Origin of the sequence: Streptomyces lydicus (genome assembly GCF_004125265.1) — a bacterium.
Taxonomy (GTDB): Bacteria; Actinomycetota; Actinomycetes; order Streptomycetales; family Streptomycetaceae; genus Streptomyces; species Streptomyces lydicus_C.
Genome location: NZ_RDTE01000003.1, coordinates 748,949 through 770,339 on the forward strand (window position 1 = coordinate 748,949; position 21,391 = coordinate 770,339).

Here is a 21,391-nt window from a genome sequence, read left to right on the forward strand (position 1 = left end):
AGGGCGAGTGCCGCGGCCGAGGCCGGCCTTCCATCGGCTCGGCCCCGGGCGGGCTCTGGACACTGCCGGTCGTGCTCAGGTCTGGTGTGTCCACGTGTGCAGGGCGGTGGCCTCACCGCTTCTCGAAGACCATACGGACGACCGTGCAGCGGCCCTCCCGCAGCCGGCCACTGGCCACGACGCCTGCGGCTGCCGAAGGAACGTCCACAGCCATTCCCTCTCTGTGCCGTCATAGCCCGCCGCGCGCAGAAGCCCCGCCGGAGCATTCCGGCGGGGCTTCTCGTCTCACGTACTCTCACACGCGTCTCACGGACTGTGTGGACGCCCCTGGACTCAGCGCTCCGACATGGCCTTGGGAGACATTCCCTGCTTCGGCTGGACGCCCCAGGACGCGGGTTACAACCTGTGCCAAGTGGGACCGTCAGCTCGGAACGGGCGGCTGCGGCCAATCCAACAGAGCCGCAGCCCCAAGGTCTGCATCAGTCAAGATCCGGACCATTCCCGGACCATCGGTCCCGGCAAAGTCTCCACCGCTGCCATATTCGCAGGTCAGCGAGCTGTTTGCGCTGTACCACCAGCAGACGAAGAACCTGCTGGTGGCCTTCTTCCTGGCCTACGGCAGTCACGCAACGGAGCTCACAGCGTCGCATTGATCTCGCTTCCGACGACGCTCTCATCCTGCTGTACATGGCTTCCCCGGGGAGAATCTGGGGAGTTTGGGCGGCGCTGGGGAGCGCATGCGGAGAATCGACTGCGTAACGCGGCACGAACCTGAAAGCCCCTGAAGTTCCATCTCCGCGGTTCAGCGACACGCATGGCCGCATCACCCCAGGTCTCGCCTTCGACGCCCCCAGGAAGAGGTCACCCTCCGCTATCAGATACCTCGCGCCCTCACTGCTCCAGCGGGCTGTGAGCGGTCTCGGGCAGTCGAAGGTAGACGGCGGAGGAGACCAGGCACAGCACGGCCACGTACACGGGGAAGAGACCGGCGTGCCCCATGTCCTTGAACAGTGTGCCGACATAGGGCGCCGTGCCGCCGAAGAGGGCGACGGTGAGCGAGTAGGGGAAACCGATTCCCGCGGCACGCACCCGTGCCGGGAACATCTCCGCGTTCACAGCCGCCGAGACGGCCGTGAAACCGCTCAGCAGGATCATGCCCGCGCACTGCACGAGCAGCAGCGTGACGAAGGAGTCGTCGAGCGTGCGCAGCAGCGGCACGACCAGCGCGGCGAAGCCGAGCCCGAACATCAGCAGCAGCGGCTTGCGTCCGATCCGGTCGGACACGATGCCCGCAAGGGGCTGCAGCACGGCGAAGAACGTCAGCGAGAGGGTGCCCGCCAGTAGCGCGTCTGCTTTCTCCACGCCGGCGTTGAGCTCGGCGTACGTCGGCAGGTACGACGTCCACGTGTAGTACGCGAGCGTGCCGCCCGCTGTGATTCCGCCGATCAGCAGCGACTCGCGCGGATGGCGGCGCAACGCCTCGAAGAGGCCCGGCCGGGACGCCCTCGCCTGCTCCTCGACTGGGGCGTCCCCAGCTCGAACGGAGTTGAGCGCTTGGGGCAGCGTCTCGCGCGCGCCACGCCGGACCCAGAAGCCCACCAGGCTCAGGAGCGCGCCCAGCACGAACGGGACCCGCCAGCCCCAGCTGCCCATTGTGGCGGGCGCGAGATTCGCGACGAGCATCGCCGCGACTCCGGAAGCGACGAGCTGGCCGATGGTCGTCGACACATACTGGAAGCTGGAGAAGAGCCCCCTGCGCCCGGGCCCGGCCGACTCCACAAGGAACGTGGTCGAGGCGGCGAACTCCCCGCCCACCGACAGCCCTTGCAGCAGCCTGGCCAGGACGAGGACGACCGGTGCGAGGATCCCGGCGGCAGCGTAGGTCGGCGTCAGTCCCACCAGCAGGCTGCTGCCGCCCATCAGCAGAATGGTCACCGTCAGCGCCGCACGTCGCCCGCGCCGGTCGGCGACCGCGCCCATCAGCAGCCCGCCGACGGGCCGCATGAAGAATCCCACCGCGAAGACCGCGAACGTCGAGAGCAGCGGCACCAGCGAATTCGCCGCGCCCATGGGGAAGATCTGCGCGGCGATATACGAAGCAAGGAAGGTATATGTGTACCAGTCATACCATTCAACCGCATTGCCGACCGAGGCGGCGAGCAGCTGCCGCAGCCGTGACGGCGGGCGGGCACCGTTCGGCGCCTGTTCCCCGGCTATGTGCTCGGCACTCGACATGGTCCTCCGCTCCTGGTTCTTCTCGTCGGCCTGCTGCTGGGGCAGGATGAGCCGCCAGGTGATCATGTACCGCGGAAGCGGGTGGCCGCCAGGGGCTGTGGCAGTCGAAAGGCAGCCGAAAGGAGAGGGCAACGTGCGCGTAGCACTGTTCGTCACCTGTATCAACGACATGCTCCATCCGCGGACGGGCCAGGCGGTGGTGGCGCTGCTGGAGCGGCTGGGGGTGGAGGTCGGTTTCCCCGCCGAGCAGAGCTGCTGTGGCCAGCCGCAGTTCAACACCGGATACCGACAGGCGGCCGAGCCGCTGATGCGCCGCTTCGACCGGGCGTTCAAGGACTACGAGTATGTGGTCACCCCGTCCGGTTCGTGTGCGGCGATGGTGCGGGACAACTATCCGCGAATCGGGGCGAAGGCGGCCGCCGAAGGGCGCGGCCGGGGGCTCGTCGACGCGGCGGCGTTCGCGGTGCCCAAGATGTACGAGCTCACCGAGTTTCTGGTGGATGTGCTGAAGGTGGAGGATGTCGGTGCCTATTTCCCGCACACCGTCACCTACCACCCCACCTGTCACGGCCTGCGGGTGCTGGGGCTGGGCGACCGGCCGCGGCGGCTGCTGGAGCACGTCGAGGGCCTGGAGCTGCGGGAGCTGCCGGGCGCCGAGGAGTGCTGCGGATTCGGCGGCACCTTCGCGGTGAAGAACCCGGCGGTCTCGGCGGCGATGGGCGCCGACAAGGTCCGCCACATCCTCGCCAGCGGTGCCGAGGCGGTCTGCGCGGTCGACAACTCCTGCCTGCTGCACATCGGCGGCACTCTCAGCCGCCGGGGCGCGCCGGTCCGTCCGGTCCATATCGCGGAGATCCTTGCCAGTACGGGCGGTACCGCCGGTACGGCCCGTAACGCCCGTACGGAAGGGAGCGTGCGGTGAGCGGCACCTACCTGGGCATGCCGGCCTTCCCCCGTGCCGCTGCCACCGCCACCCGCGACACCCGGCTGCGCGCCAACCTCACCCATGCCACGCACACCATCCGCGACAAGCGGGCCAAGGCCGTTGCGGAGCTGGACGACTGGGCACAGCTGCGGGCCGCGGGCGCGGCGGTGAAGGACCGTACGCTGCGCCGTCTCGACCACTACTTGGAGCAGCTGGAGGCCGCGGTCACCGCCGCGGGCGGGCAGGTCCACTGGGCCCTCGACGCCGACGAGGCCAACCGGATCGTCACCCGGCTGGTGCGGGAGACCGGCGAGAGCGAGGTCGTCAAGGTCAAGTCGATGGCGACGCAGGAGATCGGGCTCAACGAGGCCTTGGCCGGGGCCGGTATCCGCGCGTACGAGACGGACCTGGCCGAGCTGATCGTGCAGCTCGGCCACGATCTGCCGTCGCACATCCTGGTCCCGGCCATCCACCGCAACCGCTCCGAGATCCGCGACATCTTCCGCCGTGAGATGGCCTCCTGGGGCCGCCCGGCGCCCGAAGGGCTGGGCGACTCCCCCGCCGAGCTCGCCGAGGCGGCGCGGCTGCATCTGCGGGAGAAGTTCCTGTCCGCGAAGGTAGGGATCTCGGGGGCCAACTTCATGGTCGCGGAGACCGGCACCCTGGTCGTGGTGGAGTCCGAGGGCAATGGCCGGATGTGTCTGACCCTCCCCGAGACGCTGATCTCCGTCGTCGGCATCGAGAAGGTGGTGCCCAGCTGGCAGGACCTGGAGATCTTTCTGCAGCTGCTGCCCCGTTCCTCCACCGCCGAGCGGATGAATCCGTACACCTCCACCTGGACGGGCACCACGGACGGCGACGGGCCGCAGACCTTCCATCTGGTGCTGCTCGACAACGGGCGCACCGACACGCTCGCCGACACCGTCGGGCGGCAGGCGCTGCGCTGCATCCGCTGCTCGGCGTGCCTGAACGTCTGCCCGGTGTACGAGCGGGCCGGCGGGCATGCGTACGGCTCGCCCTACCCCGGCCCGATCGGCGCCATCCTCACCCCGCAACTGCGCGGACTGGCAGGCCCGTTGGAGGAGTCGCTGCCGTACGCCTCGTCGCTGTGCGGGGCCTGCTACGAGGTGTGCCCGGTGGCCATCGACATCCCCGAGGTGCTGGTGCACCTGCGGGAGCGGGTCGTGCAGGGCGGGCCGGTCACCCTCGGCGGGACGCGCACCGTCCTCCAACCAGCCAAGGGGCACGCCGCGGAGCGGGCCGCGATGCGCGCGGTGGGCTGGGCCTTCGATCACCCGGGGGCGCTGCGTGCCGGGATGCGGCTGGCGGCTCGCACCCGCCGGCTGCATCCACGGAGGCTGCCGGGGCCGGGCCGCGCCTGGTCGCGGACGCGCGATGTGCCCGAGGTGCCGGCCGAGTCCTTCCGCGACTGGTGGCAGCGCACCCGCGGTACGTCTTCGGGGCGCGGTACGTCATCGGAATCCGGTACGTCGTCGGGGCCTGGTACGTCGTCGGGACCCGGTACCACGTCCGGCCCCGATACGTCGTCGGAGCGGCGGGGAGACGTCAAGTGAGCAGCCGGGACATGATGTTGGCGCGGGTGCGGCAGGCGCTGGCGGATGTGCCGGCCGGTGAGGGGCCGGGCGGCGAGGGGCGGGACGGTCCGCCGGTGGCACGGGGCTACCAGCGGGTGCACGGGGCCCGGACGCGCGCGCAGACTGTGGATCTGCTCGCGGAACATCTCGCGGACTACCGGGCGATCGTGCACCGCACCGACGCCGAGGGGCTGCCCGGGCTGATCGGGCGGCTGCTGGCGGAGCGCGGGGCGCGGTCGGTGCTGGTGCCGCCGGGCCTGGACGTCTCCTGGACGGCCGGCACCGACGTCACCCTCGTCGAGGACCGCGCATCGAGCACGGCCCGTGAACTCGACCTCGTGGACAGTGTGCTGACCGGCTGTGCGGTGGCCATCGCGGAGACCGGCACCCTGATCCTGGATGCGGGCCCCGACCAGGGCAGACGCCGGATCACTCTGGTGCCGGACCACCACCTCTGTGTCGTCCGGGTCCCTGAGCAGGTGGTCGGCTCGGTGCCGGAGGCGCTGCCACGGGTGGCGCCGGACCGTCCGCTGACCTGGATCTCCGGCCCTTCCGCGACCAGCGACATCGAACTCGACCGGGTGGAGGGGGTGCACGGGCCGCGGACGCTGGAGGTGATTCTGCTGTCGGCGGCACCGGAAACGGACCGGGCGGGGAGCCGGGAGCACTGGGCGGGGAGTGGGGAGTACTGAGCGGGGAGCTGGCCGACCGTGGCCGCGGAAGGCTGCGACAGGTGTGCGACCCCGTTGTCAGTGGGGATTCCTACACTGGTCGGGATGCTGTTCGCACACGCTGTGCGAGGTGCGCGCCCGGGCGGGGAGGAGGGAGCAGATGGTGCTGCGGCAGGGCTTACCACCACGGCGTTCCGGCGCGGACGGCCGCTTGCCCTCACGGCGTTCCGGCCCGGACGGCCGCTTACCCGCACCGGATCCCGGACGGCCGCCTCTTGCCACTCCGCCGGACTCCGGCCCCTCCCGGCTGCTGATGTGGCTGGGTCGGCTGGGCGTCCCGGCCGCCGCGTTCGCCGTGTTCCAGACGCTGCTGGGAATCCTGCCGCAGAATCTGGCGGGCGAGGCGGCTCGTTACTGCGTGGCGGCGACCGCCGGCGTCGGCGTGGGTGCGGTGGTGTGGCTGGCCGCTGCCCTGTTGCGGACGCGTGCGGCGGCGGATGCCGTCGCCGCCGCACCGACCGGCCCCGCGCCCTCGCCCGCCGGATCACTCCCCGAGCTGATGGACGGCACGTACCAGGCGCTGCGGCGCGGCCTCTCGGTGATAGAGGTGTCCGGGCACGGCCCGCTCACCGGATGGCCGCACTCTCTCGCGGAGAGCGATCCGCCGGTGCACCCGACGGCGTTCGGTACGGCGTACGGACTGCATCTGCTGCTGGACATCGCGCCGTACGACGGCCGCATACGGGCGGGGCAGGTGGCCGAGACGCTGTGGCGGCTGCGGCTTCCCGGCGGCGGATGGGCCGCCCGCTCCCAGGGCAGCGGGGCGCGGCCCGAGGTGTCCGCGGTCGTGCTGGGTGCGCTTGCGCGGGCCGGCGCCGACCCACGCCTGCTGGAAGCAGAAATACGCTCCTGTGAGGTGTTATGGAATCCCGACCATGACGCATCCGGGCTGGCCAACACCTATGTCGTGACGAATGTCCTGCGCGGACTGCTGCGGGCGGCCCCCGGCGCCACCGCGCTGGACGGGCTGCGCGAGGTGCTGGTTCATGGAGCCACGGCCGACCCGGCGCGCGACAACCACCGCTGCTGGGGCGCGGCGCTGGCCGGCGGCCTCGGCAACCCGGCGCCGTCCGCGGCACACACCGCGCGGGCGGTGGTGGCGCTGGACCGGGCCGCATGCGTACTGGGCGAGGACGAGCGGCAGCGTACGGTGCGCGAGGAGGGGCTGCGCTGGCTGCTGGCCGGCCCGGCGACACCGGCGGGTGGCATGACCGATCTGCAGAACTGCCAGGAAGAGGTACGGCGGCCGGACCAGGAGGATCCGCTGCATCAAGAGCTGCTGTCGGTACGGCATTTCGCCGCCGCATGGGTGGCGCGTGCGCTGATGACGGACGGCGCCCGCAAGGTCGCGGCCGAGGGCGTGGGGCTGCCGGCGTGGGAGGCACAGCTGACCACCGCCGTGGCGCGGGTCCACGGCATGCAGCGGGGCGGGGTGTGGCGGTGGGACGACGGGCCCATGGGACACCCGGTGTGGATGGCGTATCAGGGCCTTTCGGTGCTGCGGCGGCATGCGTTGATGGCCTACCGGCCATGAGGCGACGCCGCCCGGAGTTCCGAGAGGCGGGTCATCGAACCGGGGCGGGGCCGAGCCCGTGATCGAACCGGGGCGATCGGGTCGGCTTGACCGGCCAAAGGTGTGGTGAGCAGCGGCAGAACGGTCGGGGGCGGCGAAGAGGAGTCGGACTCATGCAGATCGAGGAAGCCCGGCGGCTGCTGGCGGCACGGCTGGGCGGCGGGCCGGGGCCGCCGTCGCCCGAGTCGGCCCGCGCGGTGACCGCCCGACTGGCACACCCGGACACGCTCGGTCCGCTGGTACGCCGGTTATCCGCCGGTGATCTGGATCTGGCGGAGTGCACCCGGCTCTCGTACCGCCATGTGCTGGGCTTCGACAAACTGTTGCTGCTGGCCGGTGCCCCGCGGTTCATGCTGCGGGTCCATTTCTGGCACGGCACGGCCGGCGGGGTCCCCGAGGACATTCACAACAACCGGTGCGCGATCGCCTCGGCGGTGGTGCGCGGGCGCGTCCGGATGGAGTGCTACGAAACGGCCGCGAACGGCGTGCCCGCGACCGCCTACCGGGAGACGATCGACGGCCCCGGCGGCGCCTGGCGGCTTAGGCGGGTCGGGGACGCACGCCTGCGACTGTTGTGGACGGAGCAGTACGGACCGGGCCGGAGCTACGGCCTGGCCGCTCATACGCTGCACCGGGTGGTGAGCGAGGAGCCGACGGTGACGCTGTTCCTGGAGACCGCCCCACAGCGGTCGGTGACCGATGTCTATGTCAGGCACGGCCACCGCGGCACGGCCGGCGCCGGCAAGGACAGCAGCTCCACCACGAACGCCGCTCCCGCAACGGATGGCCCCGCCGCGGACGGCAACTCCGCCACGGTCAACCCCTCCGTCGCGGAAGGCTCCGCCACGCACGGCTCCGCCACGAACAGCGGCTCCCCCATGGACAGCGGCAACGACCGGAGCAGCGGCGTCCTCAGGTCCGGCGGCGCCGAACGGGTGGATCCGCCGCCCAAGACTCCGCTGCCACCGGCCGTCTACCTTGCCGAACTCGACTCTCTGGCAGGCTCTTTGGGCTACTGAAAGGGGGCGGCGCCAGGCGCCCGAAGCGCGCCGTCATGGCCCGGATCCCCGCGGCGTCGAGCCGGCCGCCGAGTGCCTGGCGGATCACCCCGAGGTTGTAGGCGTCCACCCCGAACCCGGCCAGGTCGGCGGGCCGTGCCCACGCATAGGCCTGATCCGTGCTGGGCAGGACGACATCCAGCGTCAGGGGGCGGACGAGGAAGTTCTCCTGGTGGTTGTGGACCCTGCGGCCCTGATAGTCGCTCGGGAAACCGGAGGATCCGGTGTGCGCGACGATGGTGCCGAGGATCCCGGTCTCTTCCTTCAACTCTCGCAGGGCGCCGCTCTCGGCGGACTCCCCTCGGTCGAGCTTCCCGCACGGCACGCCCCACGCGCCGGGCAGAAAACGCTCGCGGTAGCTACGGCGCACGATCAGCACACGAGCATCGTGCACCACCACCGCCGCGGCCAGATAAGTGTCTGCTGCAGTCTGGTTCATCGGACATCTCGCAATCCGAAGAGACGGGCGCAGGCCCGTGGCGGAGGTCCACCGTACCGGCGATGACTCCACGAGGGGCCGGTTCCGCGGTCGTCCGCCGGAGCAACCGCCGGAGCCCCGTGAGACGGCTACTCCCGCGGGGAGACCGGGCGCTCGAAGAAGGTCTCCAGTGAGACCGTCGCCTGGGTTCCGCTGACGCCCTCGATCGCATACAGCCTGCGCAGGACGTCCTGGATCCCTTCCGTGGTGGCGCATCGCACCTTCACCAGGACGGAGGCGCTGCCCGCGATCACATGCGCCTCCTGGCCGACGGCACCCTCTGGTTCTCCGATCCGGACTTCGGCATCACCAGCGACTACGAGGGCTACCGCGCCGAGAGCGAGATCGGCGCCTGCCACGTCTACCGGATCGCCCCGTCGACCGGCACCGTCGCTCTTGCCGCGGACGGATTCAGCGGTCCGAACGGGCTGGTCCTCTCCCCCGACGAAGAGCAGTTGTACGTCTCGGACACCCGCGCCGGCCAGATCCGGGTCTTCGACGTCCATGCGGACCGGTCGCTCTCGGAAGGCAGGGTTTTCGCCGAAATCACCGACGGGCAGGGCCGGTTCGACAACATCCGCTTCGATGACGAGGGGCGGCTGTGGGCGGCCGCCATGACCGGCGGCGTGCACTGCTACGCCCCGGACGGCACCCTGATCGGGCGGCTTCGCGTCCCCGAGGCGGTCTCCAACATCGCCTTCGGCGGCCCGAAGAACAACCGCCTCTTCATCACCGCGACGACCACGCTGTACTCACTGGTGATGTCGGTGACGGGGGCACCCCGGATCCGCTGTCCACGCTGACCCCATCACGGTCCACGCCGCCCCGGGGCGCGGTCACAGTCGCGGTGGCCCGGTTCACGTCCGCCTCACCCCTCTTGAGCGGGAACGCTCCCGCTCTCCAGGCTCTCGACGATCCGAAAGGTTTCGAGCACGACCAGGGTGTCGTCGTCGATGGTGAAATCCGGGTCCCCGAGCTCCTTGCGCACGTCCGGGCCGTGCCAGAAGGCCTTATGGGCGGCCCGCCAGGTGGCCACCGTTGTGTGACCCTCGCCCTCGGCTTGTGCGTGCGCCCGGTCGACCTCTGCCAGACGCACCACCCGTACCCCGGTCAGTTCGATCACGGCCACCGGCCGGCCGGCGGAGTCGGGCACCACCGACCGTTGACCGGCGGACGGCAGCGGCTCCTCGCCACGCTCGTATTCGATCAGCAGACCGGTCGTGGCGGTCTTGGCGCCGGAGAGCACCGCCGAGACCAGACGATCTCGCAGGGGGCCGGGGAAGCCGAGCTCGAACTGCGGGAGATCCGGGTGATCCGGGTGATCCTGATGCCTGGTCATACCGCGCAGCGTAGGCGCTACGGGCGCGAAGCGGGCCAGCTCTCACGGGCCGCATGGGCGGTGTGCAGGGCCCAGCCGATCAGTGGGAGCTGGCCTGGCAGGCGCGCGTAGGCCAGGGCCTTGAGTGGTGCGGGGCGGTGCCGCCAGTCGTGGGCCATCTTGAGGTTGGCCGGGAAGACCGCGGCGAACAGGCCGGCCGCGCCCAGTGCGCCGGCCCGGCGGGTGCGCGGCAGGGCGACGGCGGCGGCGACGGCGAGCTCGGCGACGCCGCTGGCGTACGTCCAGGTGCGGGGGCTGCCGGGCAGGCGCCGGGGCACGATCGCGTCGAACGGCTTCGGGGCGAGGAAGTGGAGGGTCCCCATCCCCGCCAGCAGACGGGCCAGCGCGCGGGCGGAACGGTCGTCAGCTGTCACGGACGGCTCCCTGATCGGACGGGCGGAGGTGGCGCAGGAAGGGCAGCGGAGCAGGAATCCCGCGCGCCGCGGCCGGGGAGTGGGTGCGGCGGCCACCCCGACCAGTGAACTGGCCGCCGCGCGTTCGACCTTACCGGTGGGTCACTTACGGGGCCATCACCTGATCGTCCGCGGGGGTGAGGTGTGCGTCACGCCGTACCAGCGCCGCATAGCGCCCGTCGGCGGCGAGCAGTTCGTCATGGGTGCCGCGCTCGGCGATCCGGCCGGCGTCCAGCACGACGATCTGGTCCGCGTCGCGGACCGTGGAGAGGCGGTGCGCGATGGTGAGGGTGGTGCGGCCCGCGGACAGCTCGTCGATGGCCTGCTGGACGGCGTGTTCGGTGTGGGTGTCCAGGGCGCTGGTCGCTTCGTCCAGGACGAGGACGGGCGGGTCGCGCAGGATGGTGCGGGCGATGGCGAGGCGCTGTTTCTCGCCGCCGGAGAAGCGGTGGCCGCGCTCGCCGACCAGGGTGTCGTAGCCGTCGGGCAGGGCGGCGATGTGGTCATGGATCTGGGCGGCCCTGGCGGCGCGGGCGATCTCCTCGTCGGTGGCGTCGGGCTTGGCGAAGCGGAGGTTGTCGGCGACCGAGGCATGGAAGAGGTAGGTCTCCTGGGAGACCACGCCGACCGAGCGGGCGAGGGTGTCGAAGTCGAGGTCACGGACGTCCGCGCCGTCGAGGGTGACCCGGCCGCCGGTCACGTCGTAGAGCCGCGGTACGAGGTAGCTCAGGGTGCTCTTGCCGCTGCCGGTGGGGCCGACGACGGCGAGGCTGGTGCCGGCCGGGACGGTCAGGTCGATGCCGTCGAGGGTGGGGGCGGCCTCGGGGTCGTAGCAGAACCGGACGTTCTCGAAGCGGATCTCGCCGCGCGGCGCCGGGATACGGACCGGCTCGGCGGGTTCGGTGATGGCCACCGGCAGGTCGAGGTATTCGAAGATGCGCTGGAAGAGCGCCAGCGAGGTCTGCATCTGTACGCCGGTCGACAGCAGCGAGACGGTCGGCCGCAGCAGGCCCTGCTGGAGCGAGACGAAGGCGACCAGGGTGCCGAGGGAGAAGACCGGGCCGCCGAGTTGGAGGACCATGCCCGCCGCCCAGTAGATCAGCGCGGGCATGGCGGCCATCACGATCCCGATGGTGGCCATCCGCCAGCGGCCGGCCATGTTGGCGCGGACCTCCAGGTCGACCAGGCGCTCGGACTCGTCGGCGAAGTTCTTCGTGAGGGAGTCGGCGCGGCCCATCGTGCGGCCGAGCAGGATGCCGCTGACCGAGAGGGATTCGGTGACCATCGCGGACATCGCGGCCATCTGCTTCTGCCGCCGGGTGGTGATCTTCTTGCGTTCGTTGCCGACCCGGCGGCTGATCCAGACGAAGAGCGGAAGCAGCAGCAGGGAGACGAGGGTCAGCCGCCAGTCGAGGGCGAGCATCGCGCAGACGGTGGCGATGACGGAGGTCAGGTTGGAGACCAGGGAGGTGGCGGTGGAGGTGACCGTCGCCTGCATCCCGCCGATGTCGTTGGCGATCCGGGACTGGACCTCACCGGTGCGGGTGCGGGTGAAGAAGGCCAGCGGCATCTGCTGGAGTTTGGCGTAGACGGCGGTGCGCAGGTCGTGCATGACGCGTTGGCCGACGGTGGTGGAGAACAGGGTCTGCAGGACGCCGAAGACGCTGGTGGTGACGGCGGTGGCGATCATACCGAGGGCGAGCAGGGTCAGCAGTCCGGTGCGCCGGCCGGGTATCGCCACGTCCAGGATCTCGCGAAGGAGAAAGGGAGCGGCGACCGAGACCAGCGAGGAGGCGCCGACGAGCAGGCCGACGAGGGCCAGCCGGGCGCGGTAGGGACGGAAGAGCGCGAGGATCCGCCGTAGCTGGACCGGCTTTTCCGGATCCTTGGGCGGTGCGGTCCACTGGGGTTCGTCGCTGCGCATGGGCTCCTTCGAGGGGTGCGGATTTCGTGGGGCGGAACTACGGAGGGGCGGAACTACAGGCGGCCGGGAACTACGGCCGGACGGGAACCGCGGACGGCAGATACGGGCCGAGCATCGTGGAGCTTAGCTCATTGTTACCTATACTCACAATGAAGGAAGTCCTGTCATCCGCTATCCTCGCGCCATGCCCTCCCCCGAGCCGACGGTCAGCACCACCAATCTCGCCGAGCAACTGGTACGGCTGACCCGCCGGATGCACCGCGCCCAGAAGCACCACCTGGAGCACCTGGACATCGCCTTCACCCCCGCCCAGTCCCGGCTGCTGCGGATCGTCGACCACTACCGCGACACCCCGCCGCGGATGGCCGACCTCGCCGAGCGGCTGGAGGTGGTACCCAGGGCGGTGACCACCCTGGTGGACGCGCTGGAGGGGCACGGCGCGGTGCGCCGGGTACCCGATCCGGCCAACCGCCGGGTGGTACGGATCGAGCTGACCGACACCGGCCGTTCCACCTTGCGCGCGTTGCGCAGCGCGCGGCGGGCCGCTGCAGAGGAGATCCTGGCCCCGCTGACCGCCGATCAGCGCGATGTGCTCGGCGGCCTGCTGTCCACCCTGGTCGACGATCCGCACCGACCGCACCGACCGGACCGACCGGACCGACCGGACCGACCGGACTGAGCTGACCGACCGGACTGAGCTGACGCGGAGTCAGCCGGAGGAGTGCCGTCATGCCCCTGCACACCGGGCTGACGGTCGTCGACTCGGCGGTCTGGGCCGCCGAGTAGCTGCTGCCGCGGCTGGAGATCCTGCGCACGGCCGGCTCCGCGGTGCTCCATCCCACGTGCTCCCTGCAGCACTTGGGGGCCGAGGCGCAGCTGCGCCGGGTCGCCGGGGCGTGTGCGCGGGAGGTGGTGGTGCCGGACGACGCGGGCTGCTGCGCCTTCGCCGGTGACCGGGGGATGCTGCACAAGGAGCTCACGGCGTCGGCCACCGCGAAGGAGGCGGCCGAGGTGACCGCGCGGCACTTCGATCTGTAGCTGTCGACGAACCGGATGTGCGAGATCGGCATGGACCGGGCGACGGAGGGCCGGGGCTACGGCTCGGCCCTCGGCGCTGGAGCGGGCCACGCGCCCGGCCGGTCAGCTGCTGCGGGGGTGCGCCTCAGCGGGTGACGTGCAGTGCCACCGCCCCCTTGGCCGGGACCGAGAGTTGCGCCTTCCCGTCGCCCCCGACGGTGACCGTGTGGCCGTCGCACTTGGACGGTGCGGCGGCGACGACATTGCAGTACGTACCGGCGGGCAGTGAGGTGGCAAAGGTCTGGTGCAGCTCGGCGTCACCGTTGTTGAGGGCCACGAATCCCTTGCCGCCGCGGCCGAAGGCGAGGGCGCTGCCCCCGTTGTCCCACCAGTTGGTCAGCTCCGCCGAGCCCACCGCGTTGCGGAAGCCCACCATCCCGGTGATCGCCTGCTCGGCGTGCTCGTTGGTCCAGCCGTCGCTGCCGGTGGGCGGTCCGGCGTCCTTGTCGGTCCACTCGTAGCCGGAGTAGACGTTCGGTGACCCGTAGGGCGAGGCCAGCATGAAGACGTTGGCGAGGGTGTAGGCGGCGCCGTCCTTGTAGGTCAGCGTGGAGCCGTTGCGCTCGGTGTCCCAGTTGTCGACGAAGGTGCGGGCCTTGTCGCCGGCGAGCTTGCCGTCGGCGACGGACTTCAGCTGGGCGATATTCCCGCTCTGGAAGGCGCTCTTGAGGTGGGTGCCGTAGCGGAACTCGTCGACATCGCCGACGCCGGTGTACTCCTCGGGCTGCACGGCCTCGCCCTCGCCGTGGATGACCTCCTGCACCCAGTAACCCGGGTCGCGCATCTTGCCCTTGACGGCGGCGAGGTCGGTGGCGGAGATGTGCTTGGCGGCGTCCACCCGGAAGCCGTCCACGCCCAACGACCGCAGGTCGTCGAGGTACGTGGCGATCGTGGTGCGGACGTGGTCGCTGCCGGTGTCGAGGTCGGCGAGCCCGACGAGTTCGCAGTTCTGGACCTCGTCGCGGTTGGTGTAGTCGGAGATGCTCTTCCGGCAGCCGTGGAAGTCCTTGTCCTCGTAGAAGCCGGGGTAGCGGTACTTGCTGTACCGGGTGCCGCCGGTGCCCGTGCCGGAGCCGGCCGCCATGTGGTTGATGACGGCGTCGGCGATCACCTTGACGCCCGCGCCGTGGCAGGCGCTGACCATCGAGGCGAACGCCTTCCGGTCGCCCAGCCGTCCGGCGATCCGGTAGCTGACGGGCTGGTACGAGGTCCACCACTGGTCGCCCCGGATGTGCTCGGAGGCGGGCGAGACCTCGACATAGCCGTAGCCGGCCGGGCCCAGCTGGGTGCGGCAGGCCTTGGCGACCTCTGTGTACTTCCACTCGAAGAGGGTGGCGGTGACGGTCTTTTCGCCGGGCGGGGCGGCCTGGGAGGACCACGGCGCGAAGGTGGCGAGGCCGGCCGCGGCGAGCACTCCGGCCAGCGCCCCGCCCAGCACACGGGAACGTTGCTGCATCTTGCGGCTCCTTGGTCATGGGGCACGGCAGGACGCACCGCGCCCACGAGTGCAGCCACGCGCCGGGCCGCCATGGGGGGATTTCCGCATCGGAGCCTGCCGTTTGCCTTGTGGACACGTCAAGGTTTTCCGCAAGACTTTTCAGCGACTTGCGAAAGGTGCGGGTGACGACACCTCCGGTGTTGCCGTGAGCCGTCCGGTATTGCGGCGAAGAGTCCAAGAGCGCCGTATCAAGAGTCCAATCGGCCCTCTTGTGCCTCAGGCCGTAGGCCGACAGGGTCCTGACCGAGGTTCACGTATGCCCCGGCACACCACCGCTCCCCTGGAGGACCGATGAACGAGGCACCATCGCAGAACCACGACCACGGCCACGACCGCGACGAGGCGGGTCCGAGCCGCCGTTCGGTGCTGTGGACCGCCGGTGCGGCGGGCGCCGGACTCGGGCTCGGCGGCCTGTCGTCCGGGCCGGCCGCGGCGGCCGCACCCTCGACGACCGCGGCGGCCTCATCCGTTACGGCCGCCGCCGCGTCGCCCGACGCCAAGGGCAGAACCATGATCGGGGTGCCGTTCGAGCGGCGCAGCACCGTCCGCGTCGGCATCATCGGACTCGGCAACCGCGGCGGCACGATGATCGACCTCTTTCTCGCGATGCCGGGCGTCCGCGTCGTCGCCCTGTGCGACCCGGTGAAGGACAAGACCGCCAAGGCCGCCAAGAAGGTCACCGCAGCGGGACAGCCGGCGCCCGCCGTCTACACCAACGGCGACCAGGACTTCGAAAACCTCTGCAAACGCGGCGACATCGACTTCGTGTACGCGGCCACGCCGTGGGACCTGCACTTCGAGATGGCGAAGACCGCGATGCTGAACGGCAAGCATGTGGGCGTGGAATGCCCCCTCGCACTGCGCCTGGACCAGCTGTGGGAACTGGTCCATCTCTCCGAGCGCACCCGCAGACACTGTATGCAGCTGGAGAACTGCTGCTACGGCAGGAACGAGATGCGGGTGCTGCGGATGGCGCACGCGGGCCTGTTCGGCGATCTGCTGCACGGCGCCGGCGCCTATATCCACGATCTGCGCGGCCTGATGTTCGACCCCACCTACTACGAGGGACCCTGGCGGCGGCTGTGGCACACCCGGCTGCGCGGCGACCTCTACCCCAACCACGGGTTCGGCCCGGTCGCCAACTACATGGACCTCAACCGCGGGGACCGCGCCGTGCGCATCTCCAGCGTCGGCACGCCGGCCCTCGGCCTCGCCAAGTACCGCAAGGAGCACATGCCGGCGAACGACCCCAGCTGGAAGGAGTCGTACATCGGGAGCGACCGGACGATCAGCCTCGTACAGACCGCCAAGGGGCGGGTGATCCGGCTGGAGCACGATGTCTCCACCCCACACCCCTACAGCCGGATCAACAGCCTCGGCGGCACCAAGGGCCTCTTCGAGGACTACCCCGAGCGGATCTACCTGGAGCCGGACCAGAGCAACGACGAGTGGGGCGACTTCACCAAGTACGCGGAGTGGGACCACTGGCTCTGGAAGGAGCACGCCAACCCGCCCGGCGGGCACGGCGGAATGGACTACATGCTGGTCTTCCGGCTGATGCAGTGCATGCGGCTCGGGCTGGTACCGGACTTCGACGTCTATGACGCGGCGACCTGGACCGCGCCGGTACCCCTGAGCGACCTCTCGATCAAGGCGAACGGCGCTCCGCAGGAGATTCCCGACTTCACCCGTGGGCTGTGGAAGAAGGAGCGGCCGGGGATGGATTCGCCCAAGCCGGAGGGGTGAGCGCCCGCAACGGTGCGGGGCCCGGCGGGCGGTGGTGCGCCGGGCTCCGGTCTGTCGGGGCAGGTGTGGCGGGTGCCGGGGTGACGTCCGGGAAGCCTGGAGCTTGGTTCAAAGGGGAAGCACTCAGCCCGCCAGGTGCGCCGCATCCCCCATGACCACCACGGGGTGCCGCGCGGGATCGAGGGCGCGCAGCAGTGCCTGCATCCCGGCCTTCGGGACGCTGACGCACGCGGAGGTTCCGCTGCCGTGGTCCAGGTGCAGCCAGACCCCGCCGCCCTTGGACTGGCCCTGCGGGCGGGTCGGATCCAGCGGGGAGGTCCCCTTGACGCGGTTGTAGTCGATCGCGACGACATAGTCGAAGTCGTGCCGGGTGTTCGTGGACCAGTACGACGGCGGGGTGAACGCCGAGGAGTGCGTATAGGGCAGCTTGGCGCCGGGATCCTGGAGCACCCCGCCCGCATCGGTCAGCGGGAACACCCCGACGGGACTGCGCTTGTCCCCTTCGTGGTGATCCACCGTCCAGCCGCGCCGGCCGTTGTGGGCGGCCCAACTGCCCTTGCGGTCCCAGCCCTTGGCGCCCTTGTCGTAGAGGACGACCGTGGCCTCTGCGGAGTTCACGCCCTTGCCGTAGACCGCCACCACCTGCCGGGAGCCGGCCGGGATCCGCGAGCGCAGGGCCGTGCCGACCTGGGGAATGTTCTTGAGGTGGGTGGTGGCCGACGCGCCGCGGGCCGGGCCGCCGGGGCGCTCCCCCTTACCCGCACCGTCGCCCTTGCCTTCGCCGTCCTTGCCGCCGCTCGCACCTCCGCCACTCGCACCGCCACCGCAGCCCGCCAGAAGAACCAGCCCCGCCGCGACCACCGTCGCCATCCGCATCGCACCGCCCGCTGTTCGCATGACGCCCATGGTCGCACCGCCGGCCCGACGGCCGGCCGGCACCCGACCGCCGCCCGCAGACCGTCATCACAGGATTGTCCGGATCCCGTGGCCACAGCGGAAAAACCGTTTGAAATCCACCCACGTCGCGGGCCAGTCTTCCAGGACCTCCGCCGGAGACGAGACGGGCGAGAGTGGCATTTCGCCTGCCGCAACGGCCTGTTGCCGCCCACCCACCACGACTTCGCCTGGGGCATCATGCACATTCGCGACCTTCCGCACCCCGACCCGGGCGTCCCGGACGTCCGTACGGGCGGCGCCTTCCTCCGCTGGCTGTGCGCACAACAGCTCGGCGGCCAGCTCAAGGCCCTCGCCTGGGGGTTGCTGAACTTCGGCGCCATCGCCGCCTCCCCGGTGCCGGTGGGTCTTGCCGTGCAGGCCGTGGTGGACCGCGACGCCGGGCGGCTCGTCCTGGCCGGCTCCCTGATCGTGGTCCTGGGTGTCCTGATCGCGATCGGTGGCACGATGCTGCACCGCGCGGCCGTCACCAACTGGATCACCGCCGTCGCCCGGATGCAGCAACTGCTCGCCCGCAAGACCACGGAACTGGGCTCGGCCATGACGCGGCGGGTGGCGGCGGGCGAGATCGTCGCCGTCAGCACCGGCGACCTGGAGAAGATCGGCTGGTTCGTCGAGGCACTCTCCCGGTTCGGTGCCGCCGCGGTCACCGCCGTCGGCGTCTCCGGCGCGCTGGCCCTCTACCGACCGGAGCTCGGTGTCCTGGTGGCCGTCGGCGTGCCCGTCATGGCGCTGGCCGTGCTGCCGTTGCTGCCGCACGCCACCCGGCGCGCCGACGCACAGCGTGAGAAGGCCGGCCAGGCCACCGAGCTGGCCTCCGACACCGTCGCCGGACTGCGTGTCCTGCGCGGCATCGGCGGCGAGGAACTGTTCCTCGGCCGCTACCGCAGCGCCTCCCAGGAAGTGCGCCAGGCCGCCGTCCGCAGCGCCCGGATGTGGTCGCTGATCTCGGCCGTCCAGGTGCTGCTGCCGGGCCTGCTGCTCATCGCGGTGGTCTGGTACGGCACCCGGCTCGCCCTCGACGGCACCCTCGCCGTCGGCGATCTCGTCACCGTCTACAGCGCGGTCACCTTCCTTCTCCTCCCCCTCAGACACTTCGAAGAGATCGCCCAGGCCTACTCCTTCGCCAAGCCGTCCACGAAGCGCACCGCCCGCGTACTGGCACAGAGCCGCCCGGCCGGCGGGCGCGATCCGGGCCGGGAGGCGACCCCCACCGGCGATCTGCACGACCCGGTCAGCGGCCTGACCGCCCCGGCCGGCCGGCTGACCGCGGTGGTCTGCGGCGACCCCGACAGCGCGGGACGGCTCGCCGAACGCCTCGGCGGACACCCGCCGCAGCCGGACGAAGGCGGCAGTGACGGCGCCGTGCCGGTCTCGGTCATGCTCGGCGGCACCCCGCTGGACGACCTGGCACGTGATACGGCCCGTGGTGCCGTACTCGTCCAGGACAAGGACCCGATGCTGCTCTCGGGCACGCTCGGCGAACTGCTCGACGTACCGGCGTCCGGCCGGGTGGGCGCGCGGGAGGCACTGACCGCGGCGCAGTGCGGCGATGTGCTGACCGCGCTGGCGCAGGCCTCCGCCGACGACTCGGGAGACCCGATGCACACCCACATCACCGAGCGCGGCCGTTCGCTGTCCGGCGGGCAGCGCCAGCGGCTCGCCCTCGCCAGATCGCTGGTCGCCGACCCGGAGGTGCTGGTGCTCGACGAGCCGACCAGCGCCGTCGATGCGCACACCGAGGCCCGGATCGCCGAGGGCCTGCGGGAGATCAGGAAGGGCCGTACGACCGTCGTGCTCACCTCCAGCACGCTCCTGCTGGACCGGGCCGAACAGGTGGTGTTCCTCCAGGAGGGGAAGGCCGTCGCCGTGGCGACCCACCGCGAACTGCTGTACAGCCACCCCGCCTACCACGCGATCGTCACCCGCGAGCCGGACCCCGAGCCGGCACTACCGACCGACCGGATCGAGGAGACCGCATGATCGGCCTGGCGCCGCCGGAGCACGATCCGGACGCCCCGCAGACCCTCACCACCCTTCCCGTCGGCTCGCCGGCAACGGTGCGCAGCTATGTCGGCGGCCTGATCCGGCGTCACCGCACCGCGTTCACCGTGCTGGTCGCCGTGAACGCGGCCGCGGTGATCGCCTCCATGGCCGGCCCGTATCTGCTCGGCGGCGTCGTCGAGCAGCTGTCGTCGGGGGCCCGTGACCTCCCGCTGGAGCGCACCATCGGGCTGTTCGCCGTGGCGCTGGCCGCCCAGACGCTCTTCGTCCGCATGGTCCGGCTGCGCGGGGCGATGCTCGGTGAGCAGATGCTGGCGGATCTGCGCGAGGACTTCCTCGTACGGTCCGTGGCGCTGCCGCCGGGCGTCCTGGAGCGGGCCGGCACCGGCGACCTGCTGTCGCGGATCACCACCGACATCGACCGGCTCTCCAGTGCGATGCGCGAAGCCGTACCGCAGTTGTCCATCGGCGTGGTGTGGGTGGCGCTGCTGCTCGGCGGGCTGACGGTGACCGCACCGCCGCTCGCGCTGTCCGTCCTCATCGCGCTGCCGCTGCTGGTCGTCGGCTGCCGCTGGTACTTCAGGCGGGCACCGAGCGCCTACCGCTCCGAGGCGGCCGGTTACGCGGCGGTGTCCGCGGTGCTCACCGAGTCCGTGGACGCGGGGCGTACGGTCGAGGCCCACCGGCTGGGCGCCCGCCGGATCGCCCTGTCGGAAGACCGGGTCCGTACCTGGACCCAATGGGAGCGCTACACGCTCTACCTGCGCTCGGTGCTCTTCCCCGTCGTCGATCTGACGCATGTGCTGCTCCTGGCCTCGGTGTTGCTGCTCGGCGGAGCCTTCGTCATCCGGGGATGGATCACTCCGGGGCAGCTGACGACCGGGGCGCTGCTGGCGCAGATGATGATCGAGCCGGTCGGCATGGTCCTGCGCTGGTACGACGAGCTGCAGGTGGCCCAGGTGTCCATCGCCCGGCTCGTCGGCGTCCGGGAGATCGAGCCGGAGGCCCCCGCTGCGGGGCGGTTCCCGGACGGCCGGGACCTCCACGCCGACGAGGTCAGCTTCGGCTACCGTGCGGGCGTCGATGTACTCCGGGAGGTGTCGTTGCGGGTCCGTCCGGGGACCCGGCTGGCGCTGGTCGGGCCCTCCGGCGCCGGCAAGTCGACGCTGGGCCGGCTCCTGGCGGGCATCTACGGTCCGCGGGCGGGCAGCGTCACCCTGGGCGGGGCCGAACTCTCCGCGCTGCCGGCCGAGCGGATCCGCGAGCAGGTGGCGCTGGTCAACCAGGAACACCATGTCTTCGTCGGCTCGCTCCGCGACAACCTCCTGCTGGCGCGCGGCGGTGCGGCCGATGCCGAACTGTGGGCGGCGCTCGGCGCGGTGGACGCCGATGGCTGGGCGCGGGCCATGGACAAGGGGCTGGACACCGAGGTGGGCTCGGGCGGCCATACGCTGACGCCCGCCCAGGCCCAGCAGATCGCGCTGGCCCGGCTGGTGCTCGCCGATCCGCACACGCTGGTACTGGACGAGGCGACGTCCCTGCTCGACCCGCGGGCGGCCCGCCATCTGGAGCGCTCGCTGAGCAGGGTGCTGGACGGCCGTACGGTCGTGGCGATCGCGCACCGGCTGCACACCGCCCATGACGCCGACGTGATCGCGGTCGTCGAGGAGGGCCGGATCAGCGAGCTGGGCAGCCACGACGAACTGGTCGCGGCCGATGGCGCGTACGCGGCGCTCTGGCGGTCCTGGCACGGGTGATGCGGGACCAAGCACGGTACGCGCTGTGTGCGGCGAGGAGCCGGC

General features: G+C 71.2%; 16 protein-coding genes and 3 pseudogenes. 11 read left to right on the plus strand and 8 right to left on the minus strand.

Annotated elements, in window-relative coordinates; all coding sequences use genetic code 11:
• Nucleotides 1-891: 891 nt before the first annotated feature.
• A complete protein-coding gene (locus tag D9V36_RS06125; protein WP_129298214.1) occupies nt 892-2,235 on the minus strand; it encodes an MFS transporter in 1,344 nt (447 codons plus the stop codon).
• Between the two features lie 133 nt (nt 2,236-2,368).
• On the opposite strand from D9V36_RS06125, the gene D9V36_RS06130 reads away from it, so the two are divergent.
• From D9V36_RS06130 to D9V36_RS06150, 5 genes are all read left to right on the plus strand, one after another.
• On the plus strand, nt 2,369-3,157 hold the full coding sequence (locus tag D9V36_RS06130; protein ID WP_129292873.1) for a (Fe-S)-binding protein: 789 nt from the start codon (nt 2,369-2,371) through the stop codon (nt 3,155-3,157).
• Nucleotides 3,154-4,734, plus strand: coding sequence for a lactate utilization protein B (locus tag D9V36_RS06135; RefSeq protein ID WP_129292874.1), 1,581 nt, complete (start codon nt 3,154-3,156; stop codon nt 4,732-4,734). Before D9V36_RS06130 ends, D9V36_RS06135 begins: the two co-directional genes overlap by 4 nt.
• On the plus strand, nt 4,731-5,447 hold the full coding sequence (locus D9V36_RS06140) for a LutC/YkgG family protein (protein ID WP_129292875.1): 717 nt from the start codon (nt 4,731-4,733) through the stop codon (nt 5,445-5,447). Before D9V36_RS06135 ends, D9V36_RS06140 begins: the two co-directional genes overlap by 4 nt.
• Before the next feature lie 190 nt (nt 5,448-5,637).
• Entirely contained in the window at nt 5,638-7,020 is a 1,383-nt protein-coding gene (locus D9V36_RS06145; protein WP_241720726.1) for a hypothetical protein, read from the plus strand.
• Nucleotides 7,021-7,172: 152 nt separating this feature from the next.
• Nucleotides 7,173-8,078 (plus strand): hypothetical protein, encoded by a 906-nt coding sequence (locus tag D9V36_RS06150; protein ID WP_129292876.1) that lies wholly within the window; start codon nt 7,173-7,175, stop codon nt 8,076-8,078.
• Here the strand turns inward: D9V36_RS06150 and D9V36_RS06155 are convergent.
• Nucleotides 7,972-8,556, minus strand: a complete 585-nt coding sequence (locus D9V36_RS06155) for an NUDIX domain-containing protein (protein ID WP_129292877.1) — start codon at nt 8,554-8,556, stop codon at nt 7,972-7,974. The two genes, D9V36_RS06150 and D9V36_RS06155, sit on opposite strands and share 107 nt — an antisense overlap.
• Nucleotides 8,557-8,684: 128 nt before the next feature.
• Nucleotides 8,685-8,861: pseudogene (locus D9V36_RS06160) on the minus strand (Lrp/AsnC ligand binding domain-containing protein); the annotation flags it as partial.
• Here D9V36_RS06160 and D9V36_RS06165 point away from each other — a divergent pair.
• Nucleotides 8,862-9,398: pseudogene (locus D9V36_RS06165) on the plus strand (SMP-30/gluconolactonase/LRE family protein); the annotation flags it as partial. It abuts the pseudogene before it with no gap.
• A 65-nt stretch (nt 9,399-9,463) separates the two neighbouring features.
• Here D9V36_RS06165 and D9V36_RS06170 read toward each other — a convergent pair.
• The 3 genes from D9V36_RS06170 to D9V36_RS06180 all read right to left on the minus strand — a co-directional run bounded on the left by D9V36_RS06170 (nt 9,464) and on the right by D9V36_RS06180 (nt 12,310).
• Nucleotides 9,464-9,934 carry an ASCH domain-containing protein gene (locus D9V36_RS06170; RefSeq protein WP_129292880.1) on the minus strand — a complete coding sequence of 157 codons (471 nt, stop codon included), beginning with the start codon at nt 9,932-9,934 and terminating at the stop codon, nt 9,464-9,466.
• Nucleotides 9,935-9,951: 17 nt separating this feature from the next.
• Complete coding sequence (locus D9V36_RS06175; protein ID WP_206739608.1) at nt 9,952-10,347, minus strand: DoxX family protein; 396 nt, start codon at nt 10,345-10,347, stop codon at nt 9,952-9,954.
• Between the two features lie 145 nt (nt 10,348-10,492).
• Nucleotides 10,493-12,310: an ABC transporter ATP-binding protein gene (locus D9V36_RS06180; protein ID WP_129292881.1), complete on the minus strand. Its 1,818-nt coding sequence runs from the start codon at nt 12,308-12,310 to the stop codon at nt 10,493-10,495.
• Nucleotides 12,311-12,494: 184 nt separating this feature from the next.
• On the opposite strand from D9V36_RS06180, the gene D9V36_RS06185 reads away from it, so the two are divergent.
• Together D9V36_RS06185 and D9V36_RS06190 are read left to right on the plus strand one after the other, a co-directional pair.
• Complete coding sequence (locus D9V36_RS06185; RefSeq protein ID WP_129292882.1) at nt 12,495-12,989, plus strand: MarR family winged helix-turn-helix transcriptional regulator; 495 nt, start codon at nt 12,495-12,497, stop codon at nt 12,987-12,989.
• Between the two features lie 56 nt (nt 12,990-13,045).
• A pseudogene (locus D9V36_RS06190) lies at nt 13,046-13,445 on the plus strand (heterodisulfide reductase-related iron-sulfur binding cluster); the annotation flags it as partial.
• Nucleotides 13,446-13,472: 27 nt separating this feature from the next.
• On the opposite strand, the gene D9V36_RS06195 reads toward D9V36_RS06190, so the two are convergent.
• Nucleotides 13,473-14,843 carry an alpha-amylase gene (locus D9V36_RS06195; RefSeq protein ID WP_129292883.1) on the minus strand — a complete coding sequence of 457 codons (1,371 nt, stop codon included), beginning with the start codon at nt 14,841-14,843 and terminating at the stop codon, nt 13,473-13,475.
• Between the two features lie 333 nt (nt 14,844-15,176).
• Here D9V36_RS06195 and D9V36_RS06200 point away from each other — a divergent pair, with 333 nt between their 5' ends.
• Complete coding sequence (locus D9V36_RS06200) at nt 15,177-16,631, plus strand: Gfo/Idh/MocA family protein (protein WP_129292884.1); 1,455 nt, start codon at nt 15,177-15,179, stop codon at nt 16,629-16,631.
• A 123-nt stretch (nt 16,632-16,754) separates the two neighbouring features.
• Here the strand turns inward: D9V36_RS06200 and D9V36_RS06205 are convergent, their stop codons facing one another.
• Nucleotides 16,755-17,537: a hypothetical protein gene (locus D9V36_RS06205; RefSeq protein ID WP_431357647.1), complete on the minus strand. Its 783-nt coding sequence runs from the start codon at nt 17,535-17,537 to the stop codon at nt 16,755-16,757.
• A 228-nt stretch (nt 17,538-17,765) separates the two neighbouring features.
• Here D9V36_RS06205 and D9V36_RS06210 point away from each other — a divergent pair, with 228 nt between their 5' ends.
• Both D9V36_RS06210 and D9V36_RS06215 read left to right on the plus strand, forming a co-directional pair.
• Nucleotides 17,766-19,568: an ABC transporter ATP-binding protein gene (locus D9V36_RS06210; protein WP_129292885.1), complete on the plus strand. Its 1,803-nt coding sequence runs from the start codon at nt 17,766-17,768 to the stop codon at nt 19,566-19,568.
• Nucleotides 19,565-21,346 (plus strand): ABC transporter ATP-binding protein, encoded by a 1,782-nt coding sequence (locus D9V36_RS06215; RefSeq protein WP_129292886.1) that lies wholly within the window; start codon nt 19,565-19,567, stop codon nt 21,344-21,346. The genes D9V36_RS06210 and D9V36_RS06215 overlap by 4 nt, the downstream gene beginning before the upstream one ends.
• Nucleotides 21,347-21,391 lie beyond the last annotated feature (45 nt).